Annotated in this window: 23 protein-coding genes; 10 read left to right on the top strand and 13 right to left on the bottom strand. The window is 68.3% G+C overall.

Annotation, left to right across the window (positions count from 1 at the left end):
* Positions 1-142 precede the first annotated feature (142 nt).
* Entirely contained in the window at positions 143-646 is a 504-nt protein-coding gene (locus tag J7J50_RS20495; RefSeq protein WP_215057080.1) for a hypothetical protein, read from the top strand.
* A 238-nt stretch (positions 647-884) separates the two neighbouring features.
* Positions 885-2,024, top strand: coding sequence for a PQQ-dependent sugar dehydrogenase (locus J7J50_RS20490; RefSeq protein ID WP_215057081.1), 1,140 nt, complete (start codon positions 885-887; stop codon positions 2,022-2,024).
* A gap of 177 nt (positions 2,025-2,201) precedes the next feature.
* Here the strand turns inward: J7J50_RS20490 and J7J50_RS20485 are convergent, their stop codons facing one another.
* Both J7J50_RS20485 and J7J50_RS20480 read right to left on the bottom strand, forming a co-directional pair.
* Positions 2,202-2,996: a lytic transglycosylase domain-containing protein gene (locus tag J7J50_RS20485; RefSeq protein ID WP_215057082.1), complete on the bottom strand. Its 795-nt coding sequence runs from the start codon at positions 2,994-2,996 to the stop codon at positions 2,202-2,204.
* A 239-nt stretch (positions 2,997-3,235) separates the two neighbouring features.
* On the bottom strand, positions 3,236-3,421 hold the full coding sequence (locus J7J50_RS20480) for a hypothetical protein (RefSeq protein WP_215057083.1): 186 nt from the start codon (positions 3,419-3,421) through the stop codon (positions 3,236-3,238).
* 769 nt (positions 3,422-4,190) lie between these two features.
* Here J7J50_RS20480 and J7J50_RS20475 point away from each other — a divergent pair.
* The gene (locus J7J50_RS20475) at positions 4,191-5,453 is read left to right on the top strand and encodes an APC family permease (protein ID WP_215057208.1); all 1,263 of its coding nucleotides are present in this window, start codon (positions 4,191-4,193) and stop codon (positions 5,451-5,453) included.
* 160 nt (positions 5,454-5,613) lie between these two features.
* Complete coding sequence (locus tag J7J50_RS20470; RefSeq protein WP_215057084.1) at positions 5,614-6,189, top strand: NAD(P)H-dependent oxidoreductase; 576 nt, start codon at positions 5,614-5,616, stop codon at positions 6,187-6,189.
* Between the two features lies 1 nt (position 6,190).
* Here J7J50_RS20470 and J7J50_RS20465 read toward each other — a convergent pair whose 3' ends face one another.
* Positions 6,191-6,991, bottom strand: a complete 801-nt coding sequence (locus J7J50_RS20465) for an N-acetylmuramoyl-L-alanine amidase (RefSeq protein WP_215057085.1) — start codon at positions 6,989-6,991, stop codon at positions 6,191-6,193.
* A 294-nt stretch (positions 6,992-7,285) separates the two neighbouring features.
* Between J7J50_RS20465 and J7J50_RS20460 the strand changes: the two genes are divergently transcribed.
* The gene (locus tag J7J50_RS20460; RefSeq protein WP_215057086.1) at positions 7,286-7,477 is read left to right on the top strand and encodes a hypothetical protein; all 192 of its coding nucleotides are present in this window, start codon (positions 7,286-7,288) and stop codon (positions 7,475-7,477) included.
* Between the two features lie 97 nt (positions 7,478-7,574).
* On the opposite strand, the gene J7J50_RS20455 is transcribed toward J7J50_RS20460, so the two are convergent.
* The 5 genes from J7J50_RS20455 to J7J50_RS20435 all read right to left on the bottom strand — a co-directional run bounded on the left by J7J50_RS20455 (position 7,575) and on the right by J7J50_RS20435 (position 13,726).
* Positions 7,575-8,021, bottom strand: a complete 447-nt coding sequence (locus tag J7J50_RS20455; RefSeq protein WP_215057087.1) for a hypothetical protein — start codon at positions 8,019-8,021, stop codon at positions 7,575-7,577.
* A 299-nt stretch (positions 8,022-8,320) separates the two neighbouring features.
* Entirely contained in the window at positions 8,321-9,574 is a 1,254-nt protein-coding gene (locus J7J50_RS20450; RefSeq protein ID WP_215057088.1) for a glycosyl hydrolase family 8, read from the bottom strand.
* A 268-nt stretch (positions 9,575-9,842) separates the two neighbouring features.
* Positions 9,843-11,090 (bottom strand): heparan-alpha-glucosaminide N-acetyltransferase domain-containing protein, encoded by a 1,248-nt coding sequence (locus J7J50_RS20445; RefSeq protein ID WP_215057089.1) that lies wholly within the window; start codon positions 11,088-11,090, stop codon positions 9,843-9,845.
* A gap of 93 nt (positions 11,091-11,183) precedes the next feature.
* Positions 11,184-12,089 (bottom strand): phosphogluconate dehydrogenase (NAD(+)-dependent, decarboxylating), encoded by a 906-nt coding sequence (gene gnd / locus J7J50_RS20440; RefSeq protein ID WP_215057090.1) that lies wholly within the window; start codon positions 12,087-12,089, stop codon positions 11,184-11,186.
* A 527-nt stretch (positions 12,090-12,616) separates the two neighbouring features.
* Positions 12,617-13,726: an alpha/beta hydrolase gene (locus tag J7J50_RS20435; protein ID WP_215057091.1), complete on the bottom strand. Its 1,110-nt coding sequence runs from the start codon at positions 13,724-13,726 to the stop codon at positions 12,617-12,619.
* A gap of 272 nt (positions 13,727-13,998) precedes the next feature.
* On the opposite strand from J7J50_RS20435, the gene J7J50_RS20430 reads away from it, so the two are divergent.
* Both J7J50_RS20430 and J7J50_RS20425 read left to right on the top strand, forming a co-directional pair.
* Positions 13,999-14,403, top strand: a complete 405-nt coding sequence (locus J7J50_RS20430; protein ID WP_215057092.1) for a YciI family protein — start codon at positions 13,999-14,001, stop codon at positions 14,401-14,403.
* Between the two features lie 42 nt (positions 14,404-14,445).
* On the top strand, positions 14,446-14,985 hold the full coding sequence (locus J7J50_RS20425) for an SRPBCC family protein (protein WP_215057093.1): 540 nt from the start codon (positions 14,446-14,448) through the stop codon (positions 14,983-14,985).
* Between the two features lie 78 nt (positions 14,986-15,063).
* On the opposite strand, the gene J7J50_RS20420 is transcribed toward J7J50_RS20425, so the two are convergent.
* The 4 genes from J7J50_RS20420 to J7J50_RS20405 form a co-directional block, all read right to left on the bottom strand.
* Complete coding sequence (locus tag J7J50_RS20420) at positions 15,064-15,966, bottom strand: aldo/keto reductase (protein WP_215057094.1); 903 nt, start codon at positions 15,964-15,966, stop codon at positions 15,064-15,066.
* A 42-nt stretch (positions 15,967-16,008) separates the two neighbouring features.
* On the bottom strand, positions 16,009-16,434 hold the full coding sequence (locus J7J50_RS20415) for a RidA family protein (RefSeq protein ID WP_215057095.1): 426 nt from the start codon (positions 16,432-16,434) through the stop codon (positions 16,009-16,011).
* 133 nt (positions 16,435-16,567) lie between these two features.
* Positions 16,568-17,089: an EAL domain-containing protein gene (locus J7J50_RS20410; protein WP_215057096.1), complete on the bottom strand. Its 522-nt coding sequence runs from the start codon at positions 17,087-17,089 to the stop codon at positions 16,568-16,570.
* A 75-nt stretch (positions 17,090-17,164) separates the two neighbouring features.
* Positions 17,165-17,578 (bottom strand): rhodanese-like domain-containing protein, encoded by a 414-nt coding sequence (locus tag J7J50_RS20405; RefSeq protein ID WP_215057097.1) that lies wholly within the window; start codon positions 17,576-17,578, stop codon positions 17,165-17,167.
* Between the two features lie 92 nt (positions 17,579-17,670).
* Between J7J50_RS20405 and ftrA the strand changes: the two genes are divergently transcribed.
* Together ftrA and J7J50_RS20395 are read left to right on the top strand one after the other, a co-directional pair.
* The gene (gene ftrA / locus J7J50_RS20400) at positions 17,671-18,705 is read left to right on the top strand and encodes a transcriptional regulator FtrA (RefSeq protein WP_215057098.1); all 1,035 of its coding nucleotides are present in this window, start codon (positions 17,671-17,673) and stop codon (positions 18,703-18,705) included.
* 230 nt (positions 18,706-18,935) lie between these two features.
* Positions 18,936-19,760 carry an alpha/beta hydrolase gene (locus J7J50_RS20395; RefSeq protein ID WP_215057099.1) on the top strand — a complete coding sequence of 275 codons (825 nt, stop codon included), beginning with the start codon at positions 18,936-18,938 and terminating at the stop codon, positions 19,758-19,760.
* Between the two features lie 102 nt (positions 19,761-19,862).
* Here J7J50_RS20395 and J7J50_RS20390 read toward each other — a convergent pair whose 3' ends face one another.
* The gene (locus J7J50_RS20390; protein WP_215057100.1) at positions 19,863-21,392 is read right to left on the bottom strand and encodes an amidohydrolase family protein; all 1,530 of its coding nucleotides are present in this window, start codon (positions 21,390-21,392) and stop codon (positions 19,863-19,865) included.
* Positions 21,393-21,609: 217 nt separating this feature from the next.
* On the opposite strand from J7J50_RS20390, the gene J7J50_RS20385 reads away from it, so the two are divergent.
* Positions 21,610-22,293 (top strand): NAD-dependent deacylase, encoded by a 684-nt coding sequence (locus J7J50_RS20385; protein ID WP_215057101.1) that lies wholly within the window; start codon positions 21,610-21,612, stop codon positions 22,291-22,293.
* The last annotated feature ends 135 nt before the right edge of the window (positions 22,294-22,428 follow it).

Here is a 22,428-nt window from a genome sequence, read left to right as displayed (position 1 = left end):
GTTTCGCGCCGTTCACCCGGCACTAACCCGCTCGGGCGGACGCTGGACATACATGGCCCGGGCTGGCATCAGCCGTCGTGCCCGTCCGGTGCGAACGGCGCTGTTCGACGGCGCCCACGGCGGCCGCGCGCGGAGAGCAAGCATGAAAACCCGCCATGTGTTCAGCACCCCCGATCTGGCCACTGCGCAAGCGGCGATGGACGCCGCGCGCGAGGCCGGCGTGCACGACAACGACATTCTTCTGATCGCGCGTGCGGACATCGAACTCGAATCGATTCCCAACGAACGCCGCGAAGCCGACACCGACCTCATGCCGGCCGCGGTGCGCGGCGCCGGTTACGGCGGCGCCGCCGGCCTGTTGGCCGGATTGCTCGCGGTGGTGATCGCGCCGATCGGCCTGACCATCGCTGGCGCCGCCGCGGCGACCATCGCAGGCGCGATGGTCGGCTGCTGGGCCTCGGCGCTGGTGGGCTCGTCCCTGCCCGATCCGATCCGGCGCAAGTTCGACGCGCATATCCAGGCCGGCCGCATCCTGGTGGTGATCGACGGCGATCGCGAAGTGCTCACCCAGGCCGAAGCGCGCATGCTCGCCAACACCATCGGCGCGGAAATCCTGCCGTTCGATTCGTTGGCCGCATTCGCTTAGCGCAACGGCATAGATGGCGTGATGCCAGTGCAGCATCGATGTGGCCGCGTTCGCGGCGCGATCTCGCATGCTTACGATTTCCTAGCGCGCAAGCCTCATTGCGCGCGTGATCGCGGTTGAAGATCGCGGGCGGTGCACGCCCGTGCGCCGCGAACTGCCGAGCCGGTCGCAAGAACGCTTCGGCTTCGATGGCACTCTCGGCCCGGCTTCACCCCCATGCTCAAGCCGGAGAACCGCAATGAAACGCTCGACGCTCTCCCTGCTGTATTCCAGCGCGCTGCTGGCCGCGTTCGCCGCGCCGGCGGCGCAAGCGCGCGACGATGCCGCAACCACGCAGGCCGCCAAGGCCAATCCGTTCACCGCGACCGAAGTCGCGCGCTTCAACGAACCGTGGGCGATGACCTTCCTGCCCAACGGCCGCTTGTTGGTCACCGAAAAACGCGGTGTGCTCAAGGTGCTGACCATCGGCGGCACCGCGCAGACCATCACCGGCGTGCCGGCGGTGGCCTACGGCGGCCAGGGCGGTTTCGGCGATGTGATCCTGCATCCGTCCTATGCCAGCAACGGCCTGATCTACATCAGCTACGCCGAGAGAGGCAGCACCAGCGGCACCGCCGGCGCCACCGTCGCGCGCGCCAAGCTCACCCTCACCAGCAGCGGCGGTTCGCTGAGCAATCTGCAGGTGCTGTGGCGCCAGCCCAAGGTCAGCGGCAGCAATCACTACGGCCATCGCCTCGCCTTCGGTCCCGACCGCAAGCTGTGGATCACCTCCAGCGAACGGCAGAAGTTCGATCCGGCGCAGGATCTGAATTCGCCGCTGGGCAAGGTGATCCGGCTCAACGACGACGGCAGCGTGCCCAGCGACAATCCCTTCTACAGCCGCGGCGGCGTCGCCGCGACGGTGTGGTCCTACGGCCACCGCAATCTGCTCGGCATCGCGTTCGATGCGCAGAACAAGCTGTGGATCCACGAGATGGGGCCGAAGGGCGGCGACGAACTCAACCTGATCGAACGCGGCTCCAACTATGGTTGGCCGCTGGTGTCGCAGGGCGATCACTACGACGGCACGCCGATCCCGCGCCACAGCACGCGCCCGGATCTCAACGCGCCCGAAGCGTGGTGGACCCCGGTGATCGCGCCGGCCGGCTTCGTCATTTACTCCGGCACGCGCTTCCCCAACTGGAGCGGCAGCGGCCTGATCGGCGGCCTGGCTTCGCAGGCGCTGGTGCGGGTGCGCTTCAACGGCAACACCGCCGCCGAAGCCGAGCGCTATCCGATGGGCAAGCGCATTCGCGAAGTCGAGCAAGGGCCGAATGGCGATGTCTGGCTGCTGGAAGACGGGACCAGTGCGCGGTTGTTGCGGTTGACGCCGATTTGAAGCGGGAATGAGTTGAGAGGAGTGAGGAGTGAATCGCGGCGAATAACGCGCTTCGGCCAACGCCTTCCACCAACCAATAAAAAAGCGGGCTTCGGCCCGCTTTTTTTGTTTCGGACAAGACAACAGCGCCCCGCTCTACTCACTCCTCTCCACTCGCTCCTCCCACTCGTTCCTGCTTCACTGAGCCGCGCGCAGCGCAGGTCCACGCGTCCCCAACGCAAGCTGATAGCGCTGATGCAGCGCCTGCACCTTGGCGATGTATTCCTGCGTTTCCCGATACGGCGGCACGCCGCCGTAGCGCGCGACCGTGCCGATGCCGGCGTTGTACGCGGCCGCGACCAGGGTCAGGTCGTTGTGATAGCGGCGCATCAGCGACTTGATATGGCGCGCGCCGGCGCTGATCGATTCGGCCGAGGAGAACGGATCGGCGACGCCGTATTCCTTCGCCGTGTCCGGCATCAACTGCATCACCCCTTGCGCGCCCTTGTTCGACACCGCCTTGGCGTCGAAGCCGCTTTCGGCGTGCGCGATCGCGCGCAGCCACGCATCGTCCAGGCCGTTGGCCTTGGCCGCGCTGCGGAACTGCGCGGGGAATTTGTCCAGTTGCGGCTTGCCGACCTTGCCCAGGCCCGGATGCGCCGGTTCGCCCGGTGGGGTTTCCACGGTGAAGCCCATCAACCGCACCGAGCCGGGCAGCTTGCGCGTGCTGTAGACGGTCTTGCCGTCCTGCTGGCGCTCGTACAGATTTCCGTTGATCACGCCCATTTCGCCCCACAGATTGGGCAGCTTGACCGCGTTGTCGTCGATCTCTTTCGGCGTGCAGCGCGAACCGGGCTCCGGCGCGGTCGCCAGGCTGACGGTGCCGTCGCGCACGCAGCGATACACGGTGCGCGCTTGCGCACCGGCGCTCAGCGCCAGCAGCACGAGGGCGGCGGCGATGCGCAGGGCGGGACGGGGCGGACGCGCGTTCATGAGCCGCGATTTTAGGGCGGCGCGCCCGCTACGCCAGCGCCACAGGTCAGGGCGGCGGCGTGGCGTTCACGTAGGCGACCGGCGCGTTCAGGCGGCGACGCGCTTCGTTCAGCGTCGGCGGCCGCGAAGACGCGCCAGGACGGATAAGCGACGGGCGGCCCCGTGGCCGCCCGTGTGATGCGACGACAGCGGCGCGAGGAACGAGCGCTGGCCCGATCCTCGCGCCGCCTTGGCTGGCCTCAGCCGCCGGAACCGCCGCCGTTGGACGGCGGCGCGGCGGTGTCCGCGGGTGCGGCGTCGGTCGCCGGTGGCGCGGTGGACGCGGCCGGCGCGTCGGTGGTCCCGCCCTTGCTCGCGCAGGCGGCAAGCGAAAGCGTGGCCACGGCGGCCGTTACGTACAGCGCGTTGCGGATGTCGATCTTCATCAGAGCGGTTACCTCCAGGAATGGGCCGGGTTCGCGGGGGACGAACGGCGGCCGGACTGCCAGTCGCGGCGGCGGCGGACGCGGTGCGGGGGAACACCGGGATCGCCCGGCCGCTCGCCGGTTACGCGTGCCAGGGGAAGCGACGGCACGCGCTGCACACTGCGGTCACCGGCATGAACGCAAACGGATGCCGCGCCGGCGTCCGCTACGTTTCCTTAACCCGGTGCGCGCCGACTTGCGTTAGCCGCGCGGCCTGAACAGCGCGAAAGCGTGAACCAGGGCTCGTTTGCGCGCATTGCGCGGCCGCGTGTGCGGCTGAACACAACAAAACGTTTACGTACACAGCGCTGCGAAGTGGTTTCTCGATGGGCCGTGGTTGTTCGCGTCGTCGAGGAACGCTAGCCCCGCGTTCGCGCCGCGCGCGAGGCGATGCCGAAGCCACGACGTGGCGAACGCGCGGCTCGCAACGATCGAACGCCTCGATCGCCGTCGCGCGCATCCGCGCCGAACCGCCGCGCGCACTCGCCTCGCCACCGCCCGCACCACCGCCCTCGCCGCCACGCCCACGCCCGGCTCATATCGCCATGCCGCGCTGCGGATTGAAACCCGCCGCCGACTCGGCCTATGGTGCGATCACAGCGGCGCAGCGCGCCGCACGCCATCGAGCGAGGGGAACCACCTTTTGAGCCAGCCGCCGAGCCAGCCGACGCCGTCGCGCGCGTCCGTTCCGTCCTCCCGTCCCGAAACCCCGGCCGATCATCCCAATACCGTGCGCGCGGTCAGCCGTTGGCAGATCGTCGGCCTGTCGATCAACGACGTCATCGGCAGCGGCATCTACCTGTTGCCGGCGACCGCCGCGCTGCTGCTCGGCCCGTCCAGCCTGTGGGCGGTACTGCTGGCCGGCTTCGCGGTCGCGCTGCTGGTGCTGTGCTACGCCCAGGCCGCGAGTTATTTCGACCAGCCCGGCGGCGGCTATCTGTACGCACGCGAAGCCTTCGGCCCGTTCGCCGGTTTCGAAGTGGGCTGGATGCTGCTGGTCACGCGCATCTCCACCGCCGCCTCGCTGAGCAACGGCCTGGCCGAAGCGGTGGCGCTGTTCTGGCCGGCGGCCAAGGGCGGGCCGGCGCGGTTGTTCGTGGTCGCCGGTTCCCTCGGCCTGCTGGTGCTGATCAACGTTCTGGGCGTGCGCACCGCGGCGCGCGCCGGCGTGGCGCTGGCGATCGGCAAGCTGGTGCCGCTGGTGTTGTTCGTCGCCGTCGGCGCGTTCTACTTCGATCCCTCGCTGCTGCATTCCGACGCGCCGCTGAAGATGGAAAATCTCGGCGAGGCCGCGTTGCTGCTGCTGTTCGCCTATGCCGGGTTCGAGAATCTGCCGGCGGCCGCGGGCGAATACCGCAATCCGCGCCGCGACGTGCCGTTCGCGTTGCTGACCATGATCACCTTGGTCACGATTATTTACTTCACCGTGCAGCTCGTCGCGCTGGGGACGCTGCCCGACATCGCGACATCGTCCAGTCCTTTGGCCGAAGCCGCCGCCCACTTCAGCGGCACCGGTCTGGCGCTGGTGCTGACCATCGGCGCGGCGATCTCGATCCTGGGCACCAACAGCAACACGGTGATGATGGGGCCGCGCTATCTGCTGGCCTTGTCGCAGGACGGCTACGGCCCGCGCGCGCTCGGCGCGATCCATCCGCGCTTCCACACGCCGGCGCGGGCGGTGCTGGTCATCGGCGTGATCGCGCTGGCGCTGGCGCTGACCGGCTCGTTCCAGCAACTGGCGCTGTTGTCGGTGGTCGCGCGCCTGTGCACCTACATCGGCACCGCGGTGTCGGTGCTGGTGCTGCAAAAGCGCCATCGCGAACGCGAAGGCGCCTTGCACCTGCCCGGCGGCCCGCTGATTCCGGTCGCCGCGATCGTGCTGTCGCTGGGCTTGTTGGCCAGCGCCAGCGCGAAGAATCTGATCGCCGGCGCGGTCGCGCTGCTGGTCGGCGCGGTGATCTACAAGCTGCGGCGCAAGCCGGACGCGGCCTGAGCGTTCGGCGATGCGGGCCGCTTCGGCGGCCCGCTCGGATGCCTGGCGGATAACACGATCGCGATCGCGCGCCGATGCCGCCCGCGCGGGCGGGGTTGGCTTGACCTCAATCTTGCTTGAGGTCGTAGCCTGCCGGCTTCTTCATCTGCGAGTGATCGCCATGACCTCTTCCCTACGGCTCGCGCTGATCCTTGGCAGCGCGCGCGAAGGCCGCTTCTGCGACGTGGTCGCCGAATGGGCGCGGCGCCGCGTCGCGCGCCACGGCGGTTTCGAGATCGACCGCATCGATCCGCTCGACTGGCCGCTGTCGGGCCGCATCGACCGAGGCGACGAAGCGCAATTGCAGCAACTGCGCGAACGCCTGCACGCGGCCGATGCGTTCCTGGTGATCACGCCCGAGTACAACCACGGCTATACGGCCGCGCTCAAGGCCTTGATCGACGCGTGCTACGAACCCTGGCGCGCCAAGCCGGTGGCGTTCGTCAGCTACGGCGCCAGTTCCGGCGGCCTGCGCGCGATCGAGCAATTGCGCCAGGTGTACGGCGAACTGCATGCGGTGACCTTGCGCGACTGCGTCAACCTGGTCCATGCCGGGCGCCAGTTCGGCGCCGACGGCGAATTGCGCGAGCCGCAGGCCGCGCATCAGGCCATGACCACCACGCTTTCGCGCCTGAGCTGGTGGGCCTGGGCGCTGCGCGACGCGCGCACGGCGATGCCGTACGAAGCGGCGGCCTGACTCAGCGCAACGGCGGCGCGGCCGGCGGCGTCGGCGCGCCTTCGGGCAGCGCCATCAATTGCCGTTGCAGATCGTAGAGGATCTCCGCATCGCCCGGCTGCCATTCGCGCGCTTCGTTGCCGCGGAAGTGACGATGGAACGCGGCCAGGGCCGCGCCGGGTTCGCGCAGGTCGTAACCGACCAGACGCAGCGCCGCCCAGGCGTCGAATCCCGGCGGCGGCGAGGGCCGGTCGTCGCGCGGCCACAGGCCGAAACCGGCCTGCGCCAGACGCGCCCACGGGAACAGCACGCTGGGATCGGTCTTGCGCGTGGGCGCGATGTCGCCGTGGGCGACGATCATGTAACGCGGAATGCCCAGCCGCGTGGTGATGTCGCCGAGCAGCTTCAGCAGGCTGCGAATTTGCGGCTCGGCGAACGGCTCGCTGCCGTCGTTGTCGATCTCGATGCCGATGGACGTCGAATTCAAATCCCAGATATCGCCCCAGCGGCCGGCGCCGGCGTGCCAGGCGCGCTGGTCTTCGGCGACCAGCTGATAGATGCGGCCGTCCTCGCCGATCAGATAGTGCGCGCTGACCTGCCCTTGCGAGTTGCGCGTGCGCAAGGTCAACAGCGAGCGCTCGACGCTGTCCTGCTGGGTGTGGTGCAGCACGATCAGCTGCGCGTGGCGTTCGTTGTAGTTCGGCGAGGGATGCCACTGCGCCAGCGGATTGTGCGGCGGCGCGCTGGCGCAACCGGCCGCGGCGAGCACGCTGACGGCCAACGCGAAGGCGAACGGATGCCAGGAACGGAACGGAAACGTCATGCGACTGCGCTCGTGCTGCGATCGAGCGGTCAGTGTAGAGGATGCCGTGGCGGCTGAATGCGCGCGCGCCGATGCAGGCCGCGAACATTTGCCATCATCGGCCTGTACGCGCCGCATCGTTACAACTGTCACCCGGCGCGGCTTTGGTGACGCGCTGGACAGTTCGGCCGACTCGGCGGACCTACAGTGCCGCCGACGCGGGCCCCTGCCCGCGCGCCGGCGACCGCGCCCAACCGATCGCACCTCGTCGATCGCGCGGCGGTCGGAAATCTCGCCACGACAGGAGGATCGCGCATGAAACGCAAGTCTTACGGCTATCTGGCCGCGTTCGCGTTGGCCGCTTTCGGATTCGGATTCGGCGTGCAGGCCGCGGGTTCGGCCCCGCCGGACAAGGCGCTGTGCAGCATCAAAGTCTGCCAGGACCGCTGCGGCGGCCTGCCGGGCTGGAGCCCGGGCAACGGCGAGCCTTGCCGTTGCTGCGATTGATCGCCGTCAGTGGCCGGCGCTGCTGAAGCCGGCCCGTCGAAATCCATCAGGTGCATCGGACGCCGCGCGGGCCTTGCCCGCGCGGCTGCGCTTGGCCTCAGTTGCGAACGCCGGGCGTGTCGAGCTTGGGATCGACGCGGTTCTTCTGCTCGTCGCGACGCTGCGATGCGCTCTTGCACACGCGCTCGACGCGGTTGCTGCCGATCGCGCGCACGCGTTCGCAGGTGACCCGGTCTTCGACCTTGTCCGCCCCGGCCGACTGGATCCAGCTCAGGTCCTGATGGGCCTGCTCGCGATCGCCGGCGCTGAGGTCTTCGTAGCGGCGGCCGTCGAGCAGCTTGCTCAGACGGTCCTGGCGCGAACGCAGCTCCTGGCGCGTGGCCGCATTCAATTTGCCGTAGTTGCCGCGACCGGCGTCGATGTCGCCGCGGATCAGCTTCTGCTGCTCCAGCACCGCCGTCGCATCGAACGGCGCGGGCGTGTCGGAGGCGATCGCCGCGGCGCAGGCCGTGGCGAGGATCAGGCTCAGTAACGTCTTGCTCAACGAAAACTCGATTTTGCGCATGGTTCCATATGCCTCGTCGGTGCGGCCGCGAACGCCGCAGGTACGGACCGAACGGGTCCGCTCGCCTTCCATAGGTGCCGGCTGGTGTGACCGGGCCGGCTTCGCGGACGATCCCCATCGTGGCCGGCGTCCCGATCCTAATCGAGACGCCGGCCACACTCCATGGACTTTCGACCTATGCGGCCGGGCACGACCTTGCCGACTTGGGCGATAAGACACACATGCGCCACGCGAGCGGTACGCCCTGCCGGTGCGGCGCGCGCTTCAACGCGGCCGGATCAGGGTTTGATCCAGTTATTCGACACCGCCAGCATCGACAGCAGCTTGACGCTGTCGCCGTAGTAATCGCCGGGCGCGCCGGTGGCCATGTAGGTCCACAGCTTGTCGAGCCACGCCTGCGCATCGGGATCGACGGTGGCGGCGACCGCGAACGGCGCGGTGAAGAACACTTCGTTGTAGTTGTCGATCACCGCGCCGTCGAGCTTGTAGCCGGCCTTTATGTTGTTGGGATTGTTCCCGGCCTTGGCCCGGATCCATTGGCTGAGCTTGCGCGCGGCGTTGCGCGAACGCGTGTCGCCGCTGACCGCCGCGTCGATGCCGATGCGCCACGGCACCCGCCCGGCGTTCCACGAATACGCACCGTCGTAGTCGCCTTCAAGGAAGCCGGCCGGCGCCGGCTTGGCGGTGGTGTTGGTGTTGACGATGAAGTCCGGCAGCAGGCCGGTGTTCGGCGCGTAGGTGCTCTGCATCTTCACGATCAGGTTCTGGTGCGCGTCGAGCACGCCGGTCCAGTAGCTGTCACCGAGCTTGGCGCCAAAGGCGCGGAAGTGGCCGAGCATCCAGTCCGAGCTGCGGGTGGAGTTGTAGTACGCCGGCGAGCTGCTATCGACCCAGTCGCCCAGATTCACCAGCCTGGTGGTGGGATGCACGTTGCTGCGGCGGATCGCGGCGATCACCTTGCGCGCTTCGCTGAGGTAGTTGATCGAGCCGGCCGAGCCCCATTGCGCATCGGCCAGCAGCAAGGCGTAGGCGATGTCGAGATCGCCGTCGGTGGCCGAATCGGCGCCGACCACGTTCTTGCAGTTCACGTCCTGCGCCCACGCCAACAGGTCGGGGTCGTTGACGCTGGGATGGCCGCGGTTGTAGCGGTGCAGTCCGTCGAAGTACGTCTGCGCCTGCGGATCGTTGCCGGCCATCATTACCGTGATCAGCATGCCGTAGCCCTGGCCCTCGGAGACCACGTAGGCATCGCCGGTGTCGGCCTTGATGCGATATTCGCCCGACTTGCACGCGGTCTTGAGGTAGCGCTGTTTCCAGCTGTTGTAGAACGAAGCGGTGGACTGATCGGCCGAGGCGCGGCCGACGCTCGGACTGAGCGTACCGCTGACATAGGCCTGGCGATGACTGCCGAAGGGATAGTTGGGCGCGGCCTGCGCGGCGCCGATGAAGGCGGTGGCGGCGACGGCCAGGGCGAGCCATTGCAGGCCGCGGCGTACCGCGGTGCGATGCGTGGATTTCGTGACGATAGCCATGAGGTATCTCCGAAGTGGGGAACGACAACCGGACAAGGCCGCGCGCGCGCTCGCCCGCTTCACGCGCATGAAAGCGCATGTGGGAGAGGATCGATTCGACGAAACAAGGTCGGTGCGAAAGCGGCGAGGGGTGCAGCCGTGCTCGCGCATGCTCGAGCACGGACTGCCTGCGCAGGCTAGCGCGGCGCGAGAGAAGACATCGTTGTCATCCGTGACCGCACGTGTGAAAGCGGCATGCGCCGCCTCTCAATTAGACCAAGGTCTTAGATCACAAATAACTCAACCAGGGGTCGCGGCGGCGGCGTTTGACTCCGGCGAACCAGCGAGACAACGGATACAGGATCGCCAGGACCAGCAGCCACATGCCGAACACCGCCGGCAGTCCCATGCCCCAGCCCGCTTCGAGCAGGCGCTGGCCGTTGCCGATGATGCCGGGGAACGCCGACGCCGGAATGCCGCCGGCGACGCCGATCGCCACGGCCAGGCCGTGCGCCAGGTAGATGTGCAGCAGGTAGGTGAACAACGGCGTTCGCCCGTACGCGAGCAGCACCGGGCGCAACGGCCCGCGCAATCGCTCCAGGGCGAGCATCAGCAGCAACGACACGCCCAATGTCGCCAGGACATATTGCAACGACGGCGGATACTTGGAGACGTTGACGAACGACATCGCATCGAAGAGCGGATCGGCCATGCGTCGCCACGGCCTGGGATCGCCGAACGCCAACACGCCGCGCAGGATCGCGAACGTCGCCAACAACGCCAGCGCGAGCGCCGCGATCGCGCGCCGGCGCCGCCCGGCTTCGAGCATGAACATCGGCCCCAGGCCGTAACCAATCAGCATCACCCCGGTCCACGGCAGCGCCGGATAGGCGACGAAACTCTCGATGCCCGGCAACGGGCCCGGCCGCATCAGCACGGTCCACAGCGGCGCCCACGCGCCCAGCGACTGCGCATCGAATCCGGCCAAAAATCCGTGCCCGGCGACGATCAGCATGCCCAGCGCCAACACCGCTTGGCGCGGCAGCCACAGCAACGCGGACATCGCGATCATGGCGAAGCCGATCGCCCAGATCACCTGCAGGAACACGAACGGCCACAGGAACTGGAAGCCGAACCCGACCACGGTCAGTTCCAGCAGCACCAGCCAGGCGCCGCGCGAGAGCGTGAAGCGCGACAGTTCGGCGCGGCTCTTGCCGCCAACGCTCTGCAGGTAGATCGATACGCCGGCGAGAAAGACGAAACTCGGCGCGCACAGGTGCGTGACCCAGCGCGTGGCGAACAGCACGGGCGTGGTCTGATCCAGATCGGTGGGACTGAACTGCAGCGCCTGGCGATGGAAGAAATCGCGGACGTGATCGAGCACCATCAGCGCGATCACCAGACCGCGCAGGGTATCGATCATGTCCAGCCGCGCCGCGCCCAGGCGGGTCAGGCCGGGGGCGTCGGTATCGCTCGCGGGCGGCGCGGAAACGGCGGCGTCGGCCGGGATCGATGACGGCGACGATGGCATGGACATGCGCGGGCCCCGAAGCGCCGCCGGATGCGCGGCTGGCCGCGAGCATAGCGCGGCCGCCGCGACGCGCGCCGGATTCAGCCCGGCGGCGTCGATTCATTCCTTGCGGATCGCGTGCCCGCCGAACTCGTTGCGCATCGCCGCGAGCAGTTTGTCCGCGAAGGAGTCCTTGTCGCGCGAGCGCAGGCGTTCGAGCAAGGACGCGGTGATCACCGGCGCGGAGACGTTGAGGTCGATCGCCTCGGCCACGGTCCAGCGGCCTTCTCCGGAGTCTTCGACGTAAGGCGCGATGCCGTCCAGGCTCGGGTTCTTGCCGAGCGCGTCCGAGCTCAGGTCCAGCAGCCAGGAACGCACGACGCTGCCGTGGCGCCAGATTTCGGCGATCTGGTGCAGGTCCAGGCCGAAGTCGGCCTTGTGGCCCATGATCGCGAAGCCTTCCGCGTAGGCCTGCATCAGGCCGTACTCGATGCCGTTGTGGACCATCTTGGTGAAGTGTCCGGCGCCGCTGGGCCCGACCCGGCCCCAGCCGCGATCGGCCGCCGGCGCCAGGGTTTCGAAGATCGGCCGCAGGCGTTCGACCGCGGCTTCTTCGCCGCCGATCATCAGGCTGTAGCCCTCCTTCAATCCCCATACGCCGCCGCTGGTGCCCGAATCGACGTAGTGCAGGCCGTGCCCGGACAGTTCCGCGGCGCGGCGCAGGGTGTCTTTGTAGTTGGAGTTGCCGCCGTCGATGATCGTGTCGCCGGGCGCGAGCAGCGGCACCAGCTCGGCGATGGTCGCATCGACCACCTTTCCGGCCGGCACCATCAGCCACAGCGCGCGCGGCGCCGGCAGCGCGGCGACCAGTTCGGCCAGCGACGCGGGCGTGCCCACGCCGCGCGCGGCGGCCTGCTCGCGCGCCGCCGGGCCGGGATCGTAACCGCTGACCGTGTGTCCGCCGCGCACCAATCGCTCGGCCATATTGGCGCCCATGCGCCCGAGGCCGACCATGCCCAGTTCCATGCTGACTCCTTCGTGTTTATGCGTTCGAATGCGGTGACGCGGCGGGCGCCGACGGCGCCGCCGCGAAGTTGCCGATATTCCGGCTTGTCGCGGTAAAGAAGTGTGAGCGTGTTGGCGTTGGGCAAGGGGGGCGTGGGTGCGACGGTACATTCCATCTTGGCGATGGGACGACCTCGCGGAAGACCGCGCGGAGTGGACGCTCTTCTGCGTGGGGGCTTGGCGGCGCAACCGCGCCACTTACTCAAGCGTTCTTACCTACCGTCATTCCCGCGAAGGCGGGAATCCAGCGACTTCAAACGTTCTCGCACGAAAGGCCCTGGATTCCCGCCTTCGCGGGAATGACGGGCTTGAGGGGACGCGGTTACCTTGCACGAAAGACGCTGGATTCCCGCGTTCGCGGGAATGACGGGCTGGGGGCGACGGAACGCAAACGGGGCGACGATGAGTGAAGCGGCATCGGATGCCTTACGACTTTTACCTCTCCTCCGCCATCTCTCGCTTGTCGCTACCTTCCACCGTGCAGCCCACTACCGTCCCTCACCCCGCTTGCGCATCTGTATCGCCTCGAACACCGCAATAGCCGGCGCCGCGGGCTGATCGCCGGGAATGTCGTGCGAGCTGTTGGCGATGGTCACCCGCTTGGCCAGCCGCGAGGTCGCGATCAACGCCATATGCGTCTGTTCGCGCGCATCGGTCAGCGCCTTGAGATCGTCCGGCGGCGCGCCCGCGTACGGCTGGTCGGCGCTGAGCACGATCACCGGTTTACCGTCGTGACGCTCGCTCTTGGGCACGGCGCTGCCGTACATCGACAGGCGGTCCTGCGAGCCGGAAATCATAGTCTGCCAGAACGCCGGCCTGGAGCGCCAGGCGCGGATCGCGGCGTTCAATTTGTCGCTGTGGTTCGGGTTCGGCCCGCGCAGGCAGTTGCGCAGATCCGACGGCGGCCTGGCCGCGCTCAGCCGGCCGTCCTTCGCGCCCCGCTCGCAGGCGGCGTACAGCGCGAGCATCTTCGGCGCGATCGCGGCCTCGGTCCTGGCATAGCCGGCGGAAAACTCGCCGACGTTCTGCTCCGGCGGATCGACCAGCACCAGCGCCGCGACCTGCTTGGGATAACGCTCGTCGAAGCGGCGCACAATCTGGCTGCCGTAGGAGTGGCCGACCAGGATCAGCGGCGTGTCCAGTTCGGCGGCATCGATCAACGCGCGCAGGTCGGCGACATCGGCCTGCAGGTCGCGCGGCAAGGGGCCGGCGTCGCTGTGGCCCAGGCCGGCGCGATCGTAGGAGCACACCCGGTTCTGCAGCGCGATCTGCGGCTGCGACTTGGCCCAGGCCAGCGAGTCGGCGCCGAAGCCCGACTCCAGCAGCACGGTCGGTTCGCCCTGGCCGGTGCAGCGCAGGTTGAGCCGGCGGCCGCCGCCGATGTCCACGAGCCGGTCGGGTTCGGCGTACAGGTCCAGGCTCGTATCCGGCGCCGGCCGCGCCTTCGAGGCGCCCTTGCCGGCAACCGCCGGCGTGGCCTTGGCCGCGGCCGGTCGCGCCGGCGCCGGCGCATCTTCGGCCCGGGCCGCGCCCAGGCTCAGCAGCAGTCCGGTCAGGGTTCCGGCCCATGCGCTGCGTGTGATCCGCCCATTGCTCATTACCGGCCTCACCTTCGGTCAATGAAGGCGCGATGGTAAGCAGTCCCTTGGTCATCGCTGCGGCGTCGCGGCACACGCAAGACAGATTCGATTCAGTTCCGCGGCGCCTGCCGCGTGGATCGCCGCCGCGGGCGGCGCGAAATATTTTTCGCCCGCGTGTCGAACCGGCGCGCGCCGGTTCGTCGTCCTTGCAAGAACGCGGCACTGCAACCGGCTTAAACCCCAAGCCCGCCCGCCGCGTCGACCCGACGACAAGCACAGGAGAAACACCCATGCGCTACATGATGCTGATGATTCCGCAAGGCTACGAATCCGCCAAGGCCGGCACGCTGCCCAGCGCCGAACAGATCGAGACGATGCGGGCTTACAACCAGGAACTGCAGGAGGCCGGCGTGCTGATCTCGCTCGACGGCCTGCACCCGCCGTCGATGGGCGCGCGGGTCAGCTTCCGCGGCGGCCGGCCCACGGTCACCGACGGCCCCTTCCCGGAGGCCAAGGAAGTGCTCGGCGGCTTCTGGATGCTCGATGTGGCTTCGCGCGATGAGGCCATCGCCTGGGCCAAGCGCTGCCCGGGCTCGGACAACGAGACCATCGAGATCCGCAAGGTCATGGAAATCGAGGATTTTCCCGCCGACGTGCAAGAATCGGTCGAGCGCCTGGAATCGCAAGGTCGCTGATCGCGGCATCGTTCACTTCCCCGAACCTCAGGACGCCTCGCCATGTTGCAGATCATTATTTTCGCCATCGCCGCGCTCATCGTGTTGTTCCTGGTCGTGGCGGCGATGCGGCCATCGGCTTTCCGGGTCGAACGCAGCCTCCTCATCGACGCGCCGCCCGCGGCCGCGTTCGCCCAGGTGCAGGATTTCCATCGCTGGCCGCAGTGGTCGCCGTTCGAAAACGTCGATCCCGACCTGCGCCGCAGCTATGAAGGCGCCGAGTCGGGCGAAGGCGCGATCTACGGCTGGGTCGGCAACAAGAACGTCGGCGAGGGCCGCATGCTGATCCTGGAAACCCGGCCGGATCAGTACATCAAGATCCAACTGGATTTCCTCAAGCCCTTCGAAGCCCACAACCTGGCCGAATTCACCTTCACGCCGGTCGGCGCGCGAACCGAGGTGACCTGGGCCATGAGCGGCCGCCACAGCTTCCTGTTCAAGGCGATGGGCATTTTCATGAGCATGGACAAGATGGTCGGCGGCATGTTCGAAAAAGGCCTGCGCGACCTCAAGCAGCTCAGCGAGAACTCGCTGGCGCAATAAGCCGCCGCCGACCCGCGCAAACACGAAGGCCGCCGGAACACCGGCGGCCTTTTTGTTGGCGCGATGGCGCCCGCGGCCTCAGGCCACTTCGCGGCCTGCGGCGGTCTGCCAGATTTCGTACCAGTCCTGCGCGCTCAGCTCGATCGCCAACGCCTGCACAGCATCGCGCAGGCCCTGCACGCGGCCGCTGCCGGTGATCGGCCACGGCCGCGAGGGATGCCGCAGCAACCACGCATACGCCATCGTCGCCACCGACGCGCCGCCGTAGCGTTCGCCCACCGCCGCCAGCACTTCGCGCACCTCCCGGGCGTGCGTGTCGGCATCGTCGAACAAGCGCCCGCCGCCGAGCGGCGACCAGATCATCGGCCGCATCGCCAGCGCCTGGCATTGCTCCAGCGTGCCGTCGTCGAGCGGCGGCAGATGCAGCGGCGACAGTTCGATCTGGTGCGTGGCCAGGCGATGGCGCGAGTTCAACAGCGCCAGCTGCGCTGGCGTGTGATTGGACACGCCGACATGCAGCACCTTGCCGGCGGCCTTCAGGTCCTCGAAGGTGCGCGCCAGGGCGTCGGCGTCCATCAGCAGATCGGGGCGATGGATCAGCAGCAGATCGAGGCGATCGGTACGCAGCGCGCGCAGCGAGTTCTCGACCGAAGCCAGCACGTGCTCGCGCGAACTGTCGTAGGACTTGATCCGGTGTTCGGGCCGCTGCGCCGAGGTCAGCTTGATCCCGCACTTGCTGACGATCCTGATGCGATCGCGCAAGGACGGCTCAGCCGCCAGCGCCTCGCCGAACAGCGACTCCACCCGGTAGTCGCCGTAGATATCGGCGTGATCGAAGCTGTCGATGCCCAGCGCCAGGGCCTGATGAATCCAGTCCCGGCGCTGATCGACATCGAAGTTCCATTCGGCCATGCGCCATACGCCGGCGACGATGGGCGACAGTTGCAAGGCGGGCGTGTCGGTTTCGGTATTGGCGGGCATGGCGCGGGCGCGAATCGGGGGGAGCCAGTCTATCCTGCGGCCTCAGCCGGCCAATGCGGCGAAGGCCTCGATCTCGAACAACATCCCGTCCAGGGCCAGACGCGGCACCGGAATCAAGGTGCAGGCGGGGCGGTGATCGGCGCCGAACGCCGCGGCCAGTTCTTCGCCGAACACGTGCAGGCGCTCGTGGCTGTGATCGACCACCAGCACGGTCAGCTTGACCACATCGCGCGGGCCGGCGCCGGCCGCGGCCAGGGCGGTGATCAGGTTGGCCATGGCCTGGCGCACCTGCGCGCGGAAGTCGGGGTCGAGCGCGCCGTCGGCGGTTTCGCCGCCCTGCCCGGCGACCAGGAGCCAGCGCGCGCCGGCCTCGACCTGAGCCAGATGCGAATAGCCGTTGGGCGCGGGATCGTACAGGCCGGCGGGATTGCTGAGGACGAAGACCGGCCGGGATGATGCGGGATTCATGCGGATTCCTTGCGAATGGGGGAAGGCGATGAAGCGGTGCGGACGCGTCGATGCGCGTATTCGAATCGCTCGTCACGATACGACGATCCACCCCGCGCCGCCGTGACATGCCCGCTGCGAAGAAATTTTATGTTCAGGCCCCGCTGTGCCCGACGGGCAATGCGAACACCTCGCTCAAGGCCCGCGGCATCGCGATGGCGTACCCCTGCCTTGTCGATGCCCAGCGCCCGCACCAGTTCCAGAGTCTTGCGTGTCCTCGACATATCAGCGCGGTATAGGTGATTTCCAGGCTCAGCCGTCCCGGCGCCAGCGTGGCGCGACGCAGTTCGTCGCGCAGGAACGGCCACAGCCGCGGATCGCTGAGCGAGTTGGCGGACAGGTTCACCGACGGCGCAATATCCGGGGTCGCGCGCAAGGCCCCGATGTAGTCGCGCAGCAAGGTGCCGACGACCCAGCGGTCCAGGTCGATCATCAACCCGTAGCGCTCGGCTGCCGGCACGAACTGCGCCGGCTCGATGATCGCGCCGTGCTCGTCGCGCATGCGCAGCAGGATCTCGTAATGCCGCTGTGGGCCCGGATGCGGGCCGAGCTCGCGGATCTCCTGCGCGAACAGCGAGAAGCGGTTCTCGGCGATGGCGTCGCGGAAGCCGGACACGATCAGGTTCTCGCGGCGGTAGCGGCGCGCGCTGTTGCGGGTGCCTTGCGCACGCGGCCGACGTCAGCGCTTCGCTCAAGCCGCCGCGTCGTCCTCCCCGCTCGCCAGCGCGAAGCCTTCGTCGAGCCAGCCGGTGACGCCGCCGGCCATCAGCTTGACCGCATAGCCCAGCCCGGCCAGCCGCACCGCGCCGCGCGCGGCGCCGTTGCAATGCGGGCCGGCGCAGTAGGTCACGAACAACGTCGAAGCCGGGTACGCGGCCATGCGCGAGGCGATCATCTTGCGATGCGGCAGATTGATCGCGCCAGGCAGGTGGCCGCGTGCGTACAGCTCGGGGCTGCGCGTATCGACCAGCACGAAGCCGGGCTCGGCCGTGGCCATCGCGGCATGGGTGTCCCAGCAATCGGTCTCGAAGGCGAACTGCGCCTGGAAGTGCGCCAGCGCCATTGCGGGCGCGGCGGCGGGAATCTCGGTGACGGCATTGCGCATGATCAACTCCGGCGGGGTGAGGACGACGCGCTCATTGTCGGCAGCGCCCGCCTGCGCCACCATTGGCAGGATTGCCACACTTCGATCAAATCATGCCGAAGTCCGCCGCCGTGCTCCGCAAGCCCGCGCGCGCCGCCGCGAAGACCGGCGCGCCGATCAATCCGCGCGTGGCGGTGCTGGCCTACGAGGGCCTGTGCGCGTTCGAGTTTTCCTGCGCGGCGGAAGTGTTCGGGCTGGCGCGGCCGGAACTGACCCGCGAACGCCTGGGCCGCGATTGGTACCGCTTCGAAACCTGCGCCGCCCAGCGCCGCCCCTTGCGCGGCCAATACGGCCTGAAGATCCAGGCCGACGCCGGACTGGACCGGCTGGCGCGCGCCGGCACGGTGATCGTTCCGGGCTGGAGCGGCAGCGACACGCCGGTGCCGGCCGCCATCGTCGATGCCCTGCGCGAAGCGCATGCGCGCGGCGCGCGGCTGCTGTCGATCTGCTCGGGCGTGTTAGTGCTGGCCGCGACCGGACTGCTCGACGGCCGCCGCGCCACCACCCATTGGCGTTACCTCGAGACCCTGCGCGAACGCTATCCGCGCATCCGCATCGACGCCAACGCCTTGTACGTGGACGAAGGCCGCCTGCTGACGTCGGCCGGCAGCGCCGCCGGGCTGGACCTGTGCCTGCATCTGGTGCGGCGCGACTGGGGCCCGCGCATCGCCAATCACGTCGCGCGGCGCCTGGTGATCGCACCGCATCGCGAAGGCGGCCAGGCGCAGTACATCGAACGGCCGGTGCAGCGCAGCGAACGCGGCGCGCTGGCGCCGCTGCTGGACGACATGCGCCGACGCCTGGCCGAGCCGCTGACGATCGCCGAACTGGCGCGGATCGCGGCGATGAGCGAGCGCAGTTTCATGCGCCATTTCAAGCAGGCCACCGGCGCCACGCCGGCCGACTGGCTGATCCAGGCGCGGGTCGAACGCGCGCGCGAGCTGCTGGAAACCACGCCCGCCTCGATCGACCGCATCGCCGGCGAGACCGGTTTCGGCAGCGCGATCACCATGCGCCATCACTTCCGCCGCAAGCTCGGCGTCAGCCCGCGCGACTATCGCCGACGCTTCGCGCGCGAACGCGGCTGAGGCGCGGCGGCGCTCGGCAATGAGCGCACGCGCCAAACCCGATCGCGATAACCGTCACGGATCGGCAACTACGCTGTCCGCCGCCGCCGGCTTTGTCCGTCGACCGTTAATGGGCCGCGTCCTCGCGCCGCCCGTTCTCCAGCTTCCGCCAGGATGGCATGCCGCGAACGGCCGCCCTGGCCGTGCGCGGTCTGCTTCCACGCGGGCGCCCCACAGACCACGGAGCCCCCATGAGCACCTTCACCACGCGCGCCGGCATCGAGCTGTACTACAAGGATTGGGGCAGCGGCCCCGCAGTGGTGTTCTGCCACGGCTGGCCGTTGACCGCCGACAGTTGGGAAGCGCAGATGTTCTTCCTGGCCGGCAACGGTTTTCGCTGCATCGCCCACGACCGCCGCGGCCACGGCCGTTCCGCCCAACCTTGGGACGGCAACGACATGGATCATTACGCCGACGATCTGGCCGAACTGATCGAACACCTGGACCTGCGCGATGCGAGTCTGTTCGGTTTCTCCACCGGTGGCGGCGAAGTGGCGCGCTACATCGGCCGTCACGGCACCGCGCGGGTCAAGAAAGCCGGACTGATTTCGGCGGTGCCGCCGCTGATGCTCAAGACCGACCGCAATCCCGGCGGCCTGCCGATCGACGTGTTCGACGGCCTGCGCGCGGCCTCGCTCGCCGACCGTTCGCAGTTGTACAAGGATCTGGCCGCCGGCCCGTTCTTCGGCTTCAACCGGCCCGGCGCCAAGCCTTCGCAAGGCGCGATCGACTGGTTCTGGGTGCAAGGCATGGCCGGCGGCCACAAGAACACCTACGACTCCATCGCCGCGTTCTCGGCCACCGATTTCACCGAAGACCTGAAGAAATTCGACGTGCCGACCTTGATCGTGCACGGCGACGACGATCAGGTCGTACCGATCGACGCCGCCGGCCGCGCCTCGGCCAAGTTGATCAAGGACAGCAAGCTCATCGTCTACCCGGGCGCGCCGCATGGATTGACCGACACCCACAAGGACCGGCTCAACGCCGATCTGCTGGCGTTCTTGCAAGGCTGAAACTTCGCGGCGCGATCTCGATCGCGCCGCGATATTTGCATCCCCCGCCCGAAGAACTTATCCAGCCGTTGACCGCCGTCAGGGCGGTCAACGGCGCCTCACTCAAGGCGCCGCCGGCTTGCGCGCCTGCAACTGCCGCTCCAGGTCGCGCTCGAAGGCTTCGCTTTCGGCCAGCTTGCGATCGATCTGCGCCATCGACAGCCAGCGCCCCTGCGCGAACACGCCGTCGATCTTCGCCACGTTCTGGATATCGGCCAGCGGATCGGCGTTGAGCAAGACCAGGTTCGCGCTTTCGCCCTCGCGCACCGCGCCGCTGCCGGCGCCCGGGTCGAACAGGCGATGGGCGTTGATCGAGGCCGCGCGCAGCACTTCCACCGGCTTGAGGCCGATCTCGCGCAGTTCGATCATTTCCTGCTGCGCCGACACGCCGAACGGCAGCCCGGGCAAGGGCGCGTCGGTGCCGACGGTGAAGCCGACCCCGCGTTTCCATAGTTCGCGCGTGAGCACGCGGCCGAAGTCGTAGCCGGCCGAGAAACGGTCGGCATTCTCCTGATCGCGGAAGGCCTGGCTCAGATAGCGGTTGGCCGGCGGCGCCCAATCGCGGCGGGTGACCGGATCGACCAGTTTCAGCCACTGGCTGGATACCGGCGGCACTTCGCGCTGCACGTACATGCCGACGATGGTCTTGAGCGTGATCAGGCCCGGCGATACCGACATGCGGCTATCGACCATCGCCTGCGCCAGCGCGTCGATGTCCTTCGGCGCCAGATCGCTGCCGACACGGGCGAAGCGCGCCAGCTCTTCGATGTGGGCGACGTTGGTCATCGGATGGGCGAAGGCGAAGTCCCGGTCGGCGCAGCTGTCGCACCCAAGTTGCGGCAGATGGCCGGTGGTGATGAAGCCTTGCCGCTTGGCTTCCTCGACCACGGCCAGATAGGTTTCGCGATTTAGGAACTGATACGGCTTGATGAAATCGTAGCCGCGTTCGCGCGCGCGGCGCACCGCGGTGACGCCGTCGGCGGCGGTGGTCGGCGCTTCGGGTTTCGACGCCGGCACCGCGCCTTCGGGCTTGGCCTCGACCGCCGCGCGCGGGCCGTTGATGAGCTTGCCGACGTACAGCTTCGGCCCGTCGATGCGGCCGGCGTCGATTTCGCCGCGCAGCCACAGCAGGTCGTCGTCGCTGCTCACGCTGCCGCCCAGATTGGCCGCGCCGGTGACGCCGGCCTTGAGCAGGCTCAGCATCACCTGGCGGTCGTAGCGGTGGTCGCCGCCCAGATCCAGGCCGGACAGCGTCGCGTCCTTGCTGCCGCGAATCGCGCCCTCGGTGGCGATATGCAGGTGCGCATCGACGAAACCGGGCACCAGGAACTTGCCGCGCCCGTCCACCACGGTCGCGTCCTTGACCTTCGCCACCGCGCCGGGCAGCAGAATCCGGGCGATCTTGCCGTCGCGGATCAGCACCGTGCGATGCGCCAGCACTTCATCGGTATCGGCCGGAATGACGGTGACGTCGCGGACCACCCAACTGCCGGCGGGCTCGACGGAGGCCGCGGCCGGCGGCGCCGTCGCGGTTGCGGCGGCGGCCGTCGCCGGCGCCGCGCCCAAGACCATGCCCAGCAGATAAGCGATCATTCCTGTCTCCCACTCGTGACGTGTCGATGATAAGCGCCGGCCGTGAAGCCGCGGCGGCCGGAATCGGGCGGCGCGCGCGCAGCGTCCGCCCTCAACAGATGCGCGTGGTTGCGCTATGGTTGAAAGCCCCGTCGCAATCGTCGTCGCCCGTCGCGAACGCCCTGGCGGGCGCGGCGCGCGCGATCGCGGCGCCGGTTCCCGATTCAGAGTGTCGAACATGAAACCGAACATCGTCGTATTCACCGGCGCCGGCGTCAGCGCCGAAAGCGGCCTGAAGACCTTCCGCGACATGGGCGGCCTGTGGCACGAGTACCGTCTGCAGGACGTCGCCTCGCCGCAGGCGTTCGAGCGCGATCCCGCGACGGTGCTGCGTTTCTATAACGAACGCCGCAAGGCCGTGCTGGCCGCGCGCCCGAACGCGGCGCACGAAGCCATCGCGCGGCTGGAAGACAAGTACAACGTCGTCGTCATCACGCAGAACATCGACGACCTGCACGAGCGCGCCGGCTCCACCCACGTGATCCACGTGCACGGCGAAATCCTCAAGGCGCGCAGCAGCGCCGACGAATCGCGCATCTACACGCTCAAGGGCCCGCTGATCGAAATCGGCGATCTGTGCGAGTTGGGCAGCCAGTTGCGTCCGGACGTGGTCTGGTTCGGCGAAGGCGTCCTGCATCTGGAGCAGGCGGCGCAGCATTTCTCCAACGCCGACAAGGTGCTGGCGATCGGCACCTCGCTGACCGTGTTCCCGGCCGCTGGGTTGGTCGATTACGCCCCGCCCACCGCCGAGCGCGTGTTCGTGTCGCCGGAACTGCAGGAGGTGCCGCGTTATTACCGTTTCCTGCAGGGCACCGCGGTGAAGACGGTGCCGCCGTTGGTGGCGCAGTGGTTGTCGCGCTGAGACGGTTCATCGCGCTTCGATAAGGCTGACCGCGGCAGTCAAGTCGCACCGTCGCCAGGCACATTCATTCGACCTTGAAGGTTATGTCCCCACGACATAGCCTCGAATCCAGTTGCTTCAAGGATTGGATATGCG

The organism is Lysobacter sp. ISL-50, assembly GCF_018612875.1.
Taxonomy (GTDB): Bacteria; Pseudomonadota; Gammaproteobacteria; order Xanthomonadales; family Xanthomonadaceae; genus Lysobacter.
The sequence above is the reverse complement of the archived record's forward strand: the minus strand, read 5'-3'. Positions and strand labels throughout refer to the sequence as shown.

Bases quoted from the DNA above. Each gene is read 5' to 3' on its own strand.
- J7J50_RS20480 (WP_215057083.1), bottom strand. From the start codon at position 3,421: ATGAAGATCGACATCCGCAACGCGCTGTACGTAACGGCCGCCGTGGCC.
- J7J50_RS20450 (WP_215057088.1), bottom strand. From the start codon at position 9,574: ATGGCTATCGTCACGAAATCCACGCATCGCACCGCGGTACGCCGCGGC.
- J7J50_RS20465 (WP_215057085.1), bottom strand. From the start codon at position 6,991: ATGACGTTTCCGTTCCGTTCCTGGCATCCGTTCGCCTTCGCGTTGGCC.
- J7J50_RS20435 (WP_215057091.1), bottom strand. From the start codon at position 13,726: ATGAGCAATGGGCGGATCACACGCAGCGCATGGGCCGGAACCCTGACC.
- J7J50_RS20490 (WP_215057081.1), top strand. From the start codon at position 885: ATGAAACGCTCGACGCTCTCCCTGCTGTATTCCAGCGCGCTGCTGGCC.
- J7J50_RS20445 (WP_215057089.1), bottom strand. From the start codon at position 11,090: ATGTCCATGCCATCGTCGCCGTCATCGATCCCGGCCGACGCCGCCGTT.
- J7J50_RS20405 (WP_215057097.1), bottom strand. From the start codon at position 17,578: ATGCGCAATGCCGTCACCGAGATTCCCGCCGCCGCGCCCGCAATGGCG.
- ftrA (WP_215057098.1), top strand. From the start codon at position 17,671: ATGCCGAAGTCCGCCGCCGTGCTCCGCAAGCCCGCGCGCGCCGCCGCG.
- J7J50_RS20420 (WP_215057094.1), bottom strand. From the start codon at position 15,966: ATGCCCGCCAATACCGAAACCGACACGCCCGCCTTGCAACTGTCGCCC.
- J7J50_RS20430 (WP_215057092.1), top strand. From the start codon at position 13,999: ATGCGCTACATGATGCTGATGATTCCGCAAGGCTACGAATCCGCCAAG.
- J7J50_RS20425 (WP_215057093.1), top strand. From the start codon at position 14,446: ATGTTGCAGATCATTATTTTCGCCATCGCCGCGCTCATCGTGTTGTTC.
- J7J50_RS20395 (WP_215057099.1), top strand. From the start codon at position 18,936: ATGAGCACCTTCACCACGCGCGCCGGCATCGAGCTGTACTACAAGGAT.
- J7J50_RS20460 (WP_215057086.1), top strand. From the start codon at position 7,286: ATGAAACGCAAGTCTTACGGCTATCTGGCCGCGTTCGCGTTGGCCGCT.
- J7J50_RS20415 (WP_215057095.1), bottom strand. From the start codon at position 16,434: ATGAATCCCGCATCATCCCGGCCGGTCTTCGTCCTCAGCAATCCCGCC.
- J7J50_RS20390 (WP_215057100.1), bottom strand. From the start codon at position 21,392: ATGATCGCTTATCTGCTGGGCATGGTCTTGGGCGCGGCGCCGGCGACG.
- J7J50_RS20470 (WP_215057084.1), top strand. From the start codon at position 5,614: ATGACCTCTTCCCTACGGCTCGCGCTGATCCTTGGCAGCGCGCGCGAA.
- J7J50_RS20385 (WP_215057101.1), top strand. From the start codon at position 21,610: ATGAAACCGAACATCGTCGTATTCACCGGCGCCGGCGTCAGCGCCGAA.
- J7J50_RS20495 (WP_215057080.1), top strand. From the start codon at position 143: ATGAAAACCCGCCATGTGTTCAGCACCCCCGATCTGGCCACTGCGCAA.
- gnd (WP_215057090.1), bottom strand. From the start codon at position 12,089: ATGGAACTGGGCATGGTCGGCCTCGGGCGCATGGGCGCCAATATGGCC.
- J7J50_RS20485 (WP_215057082.1), bottom strand. From the start codon at position 2,996: ATGAACGCGCGTCCGCCCCGTCCCGCCCTGCGCATCGCCGCCGCCCTC.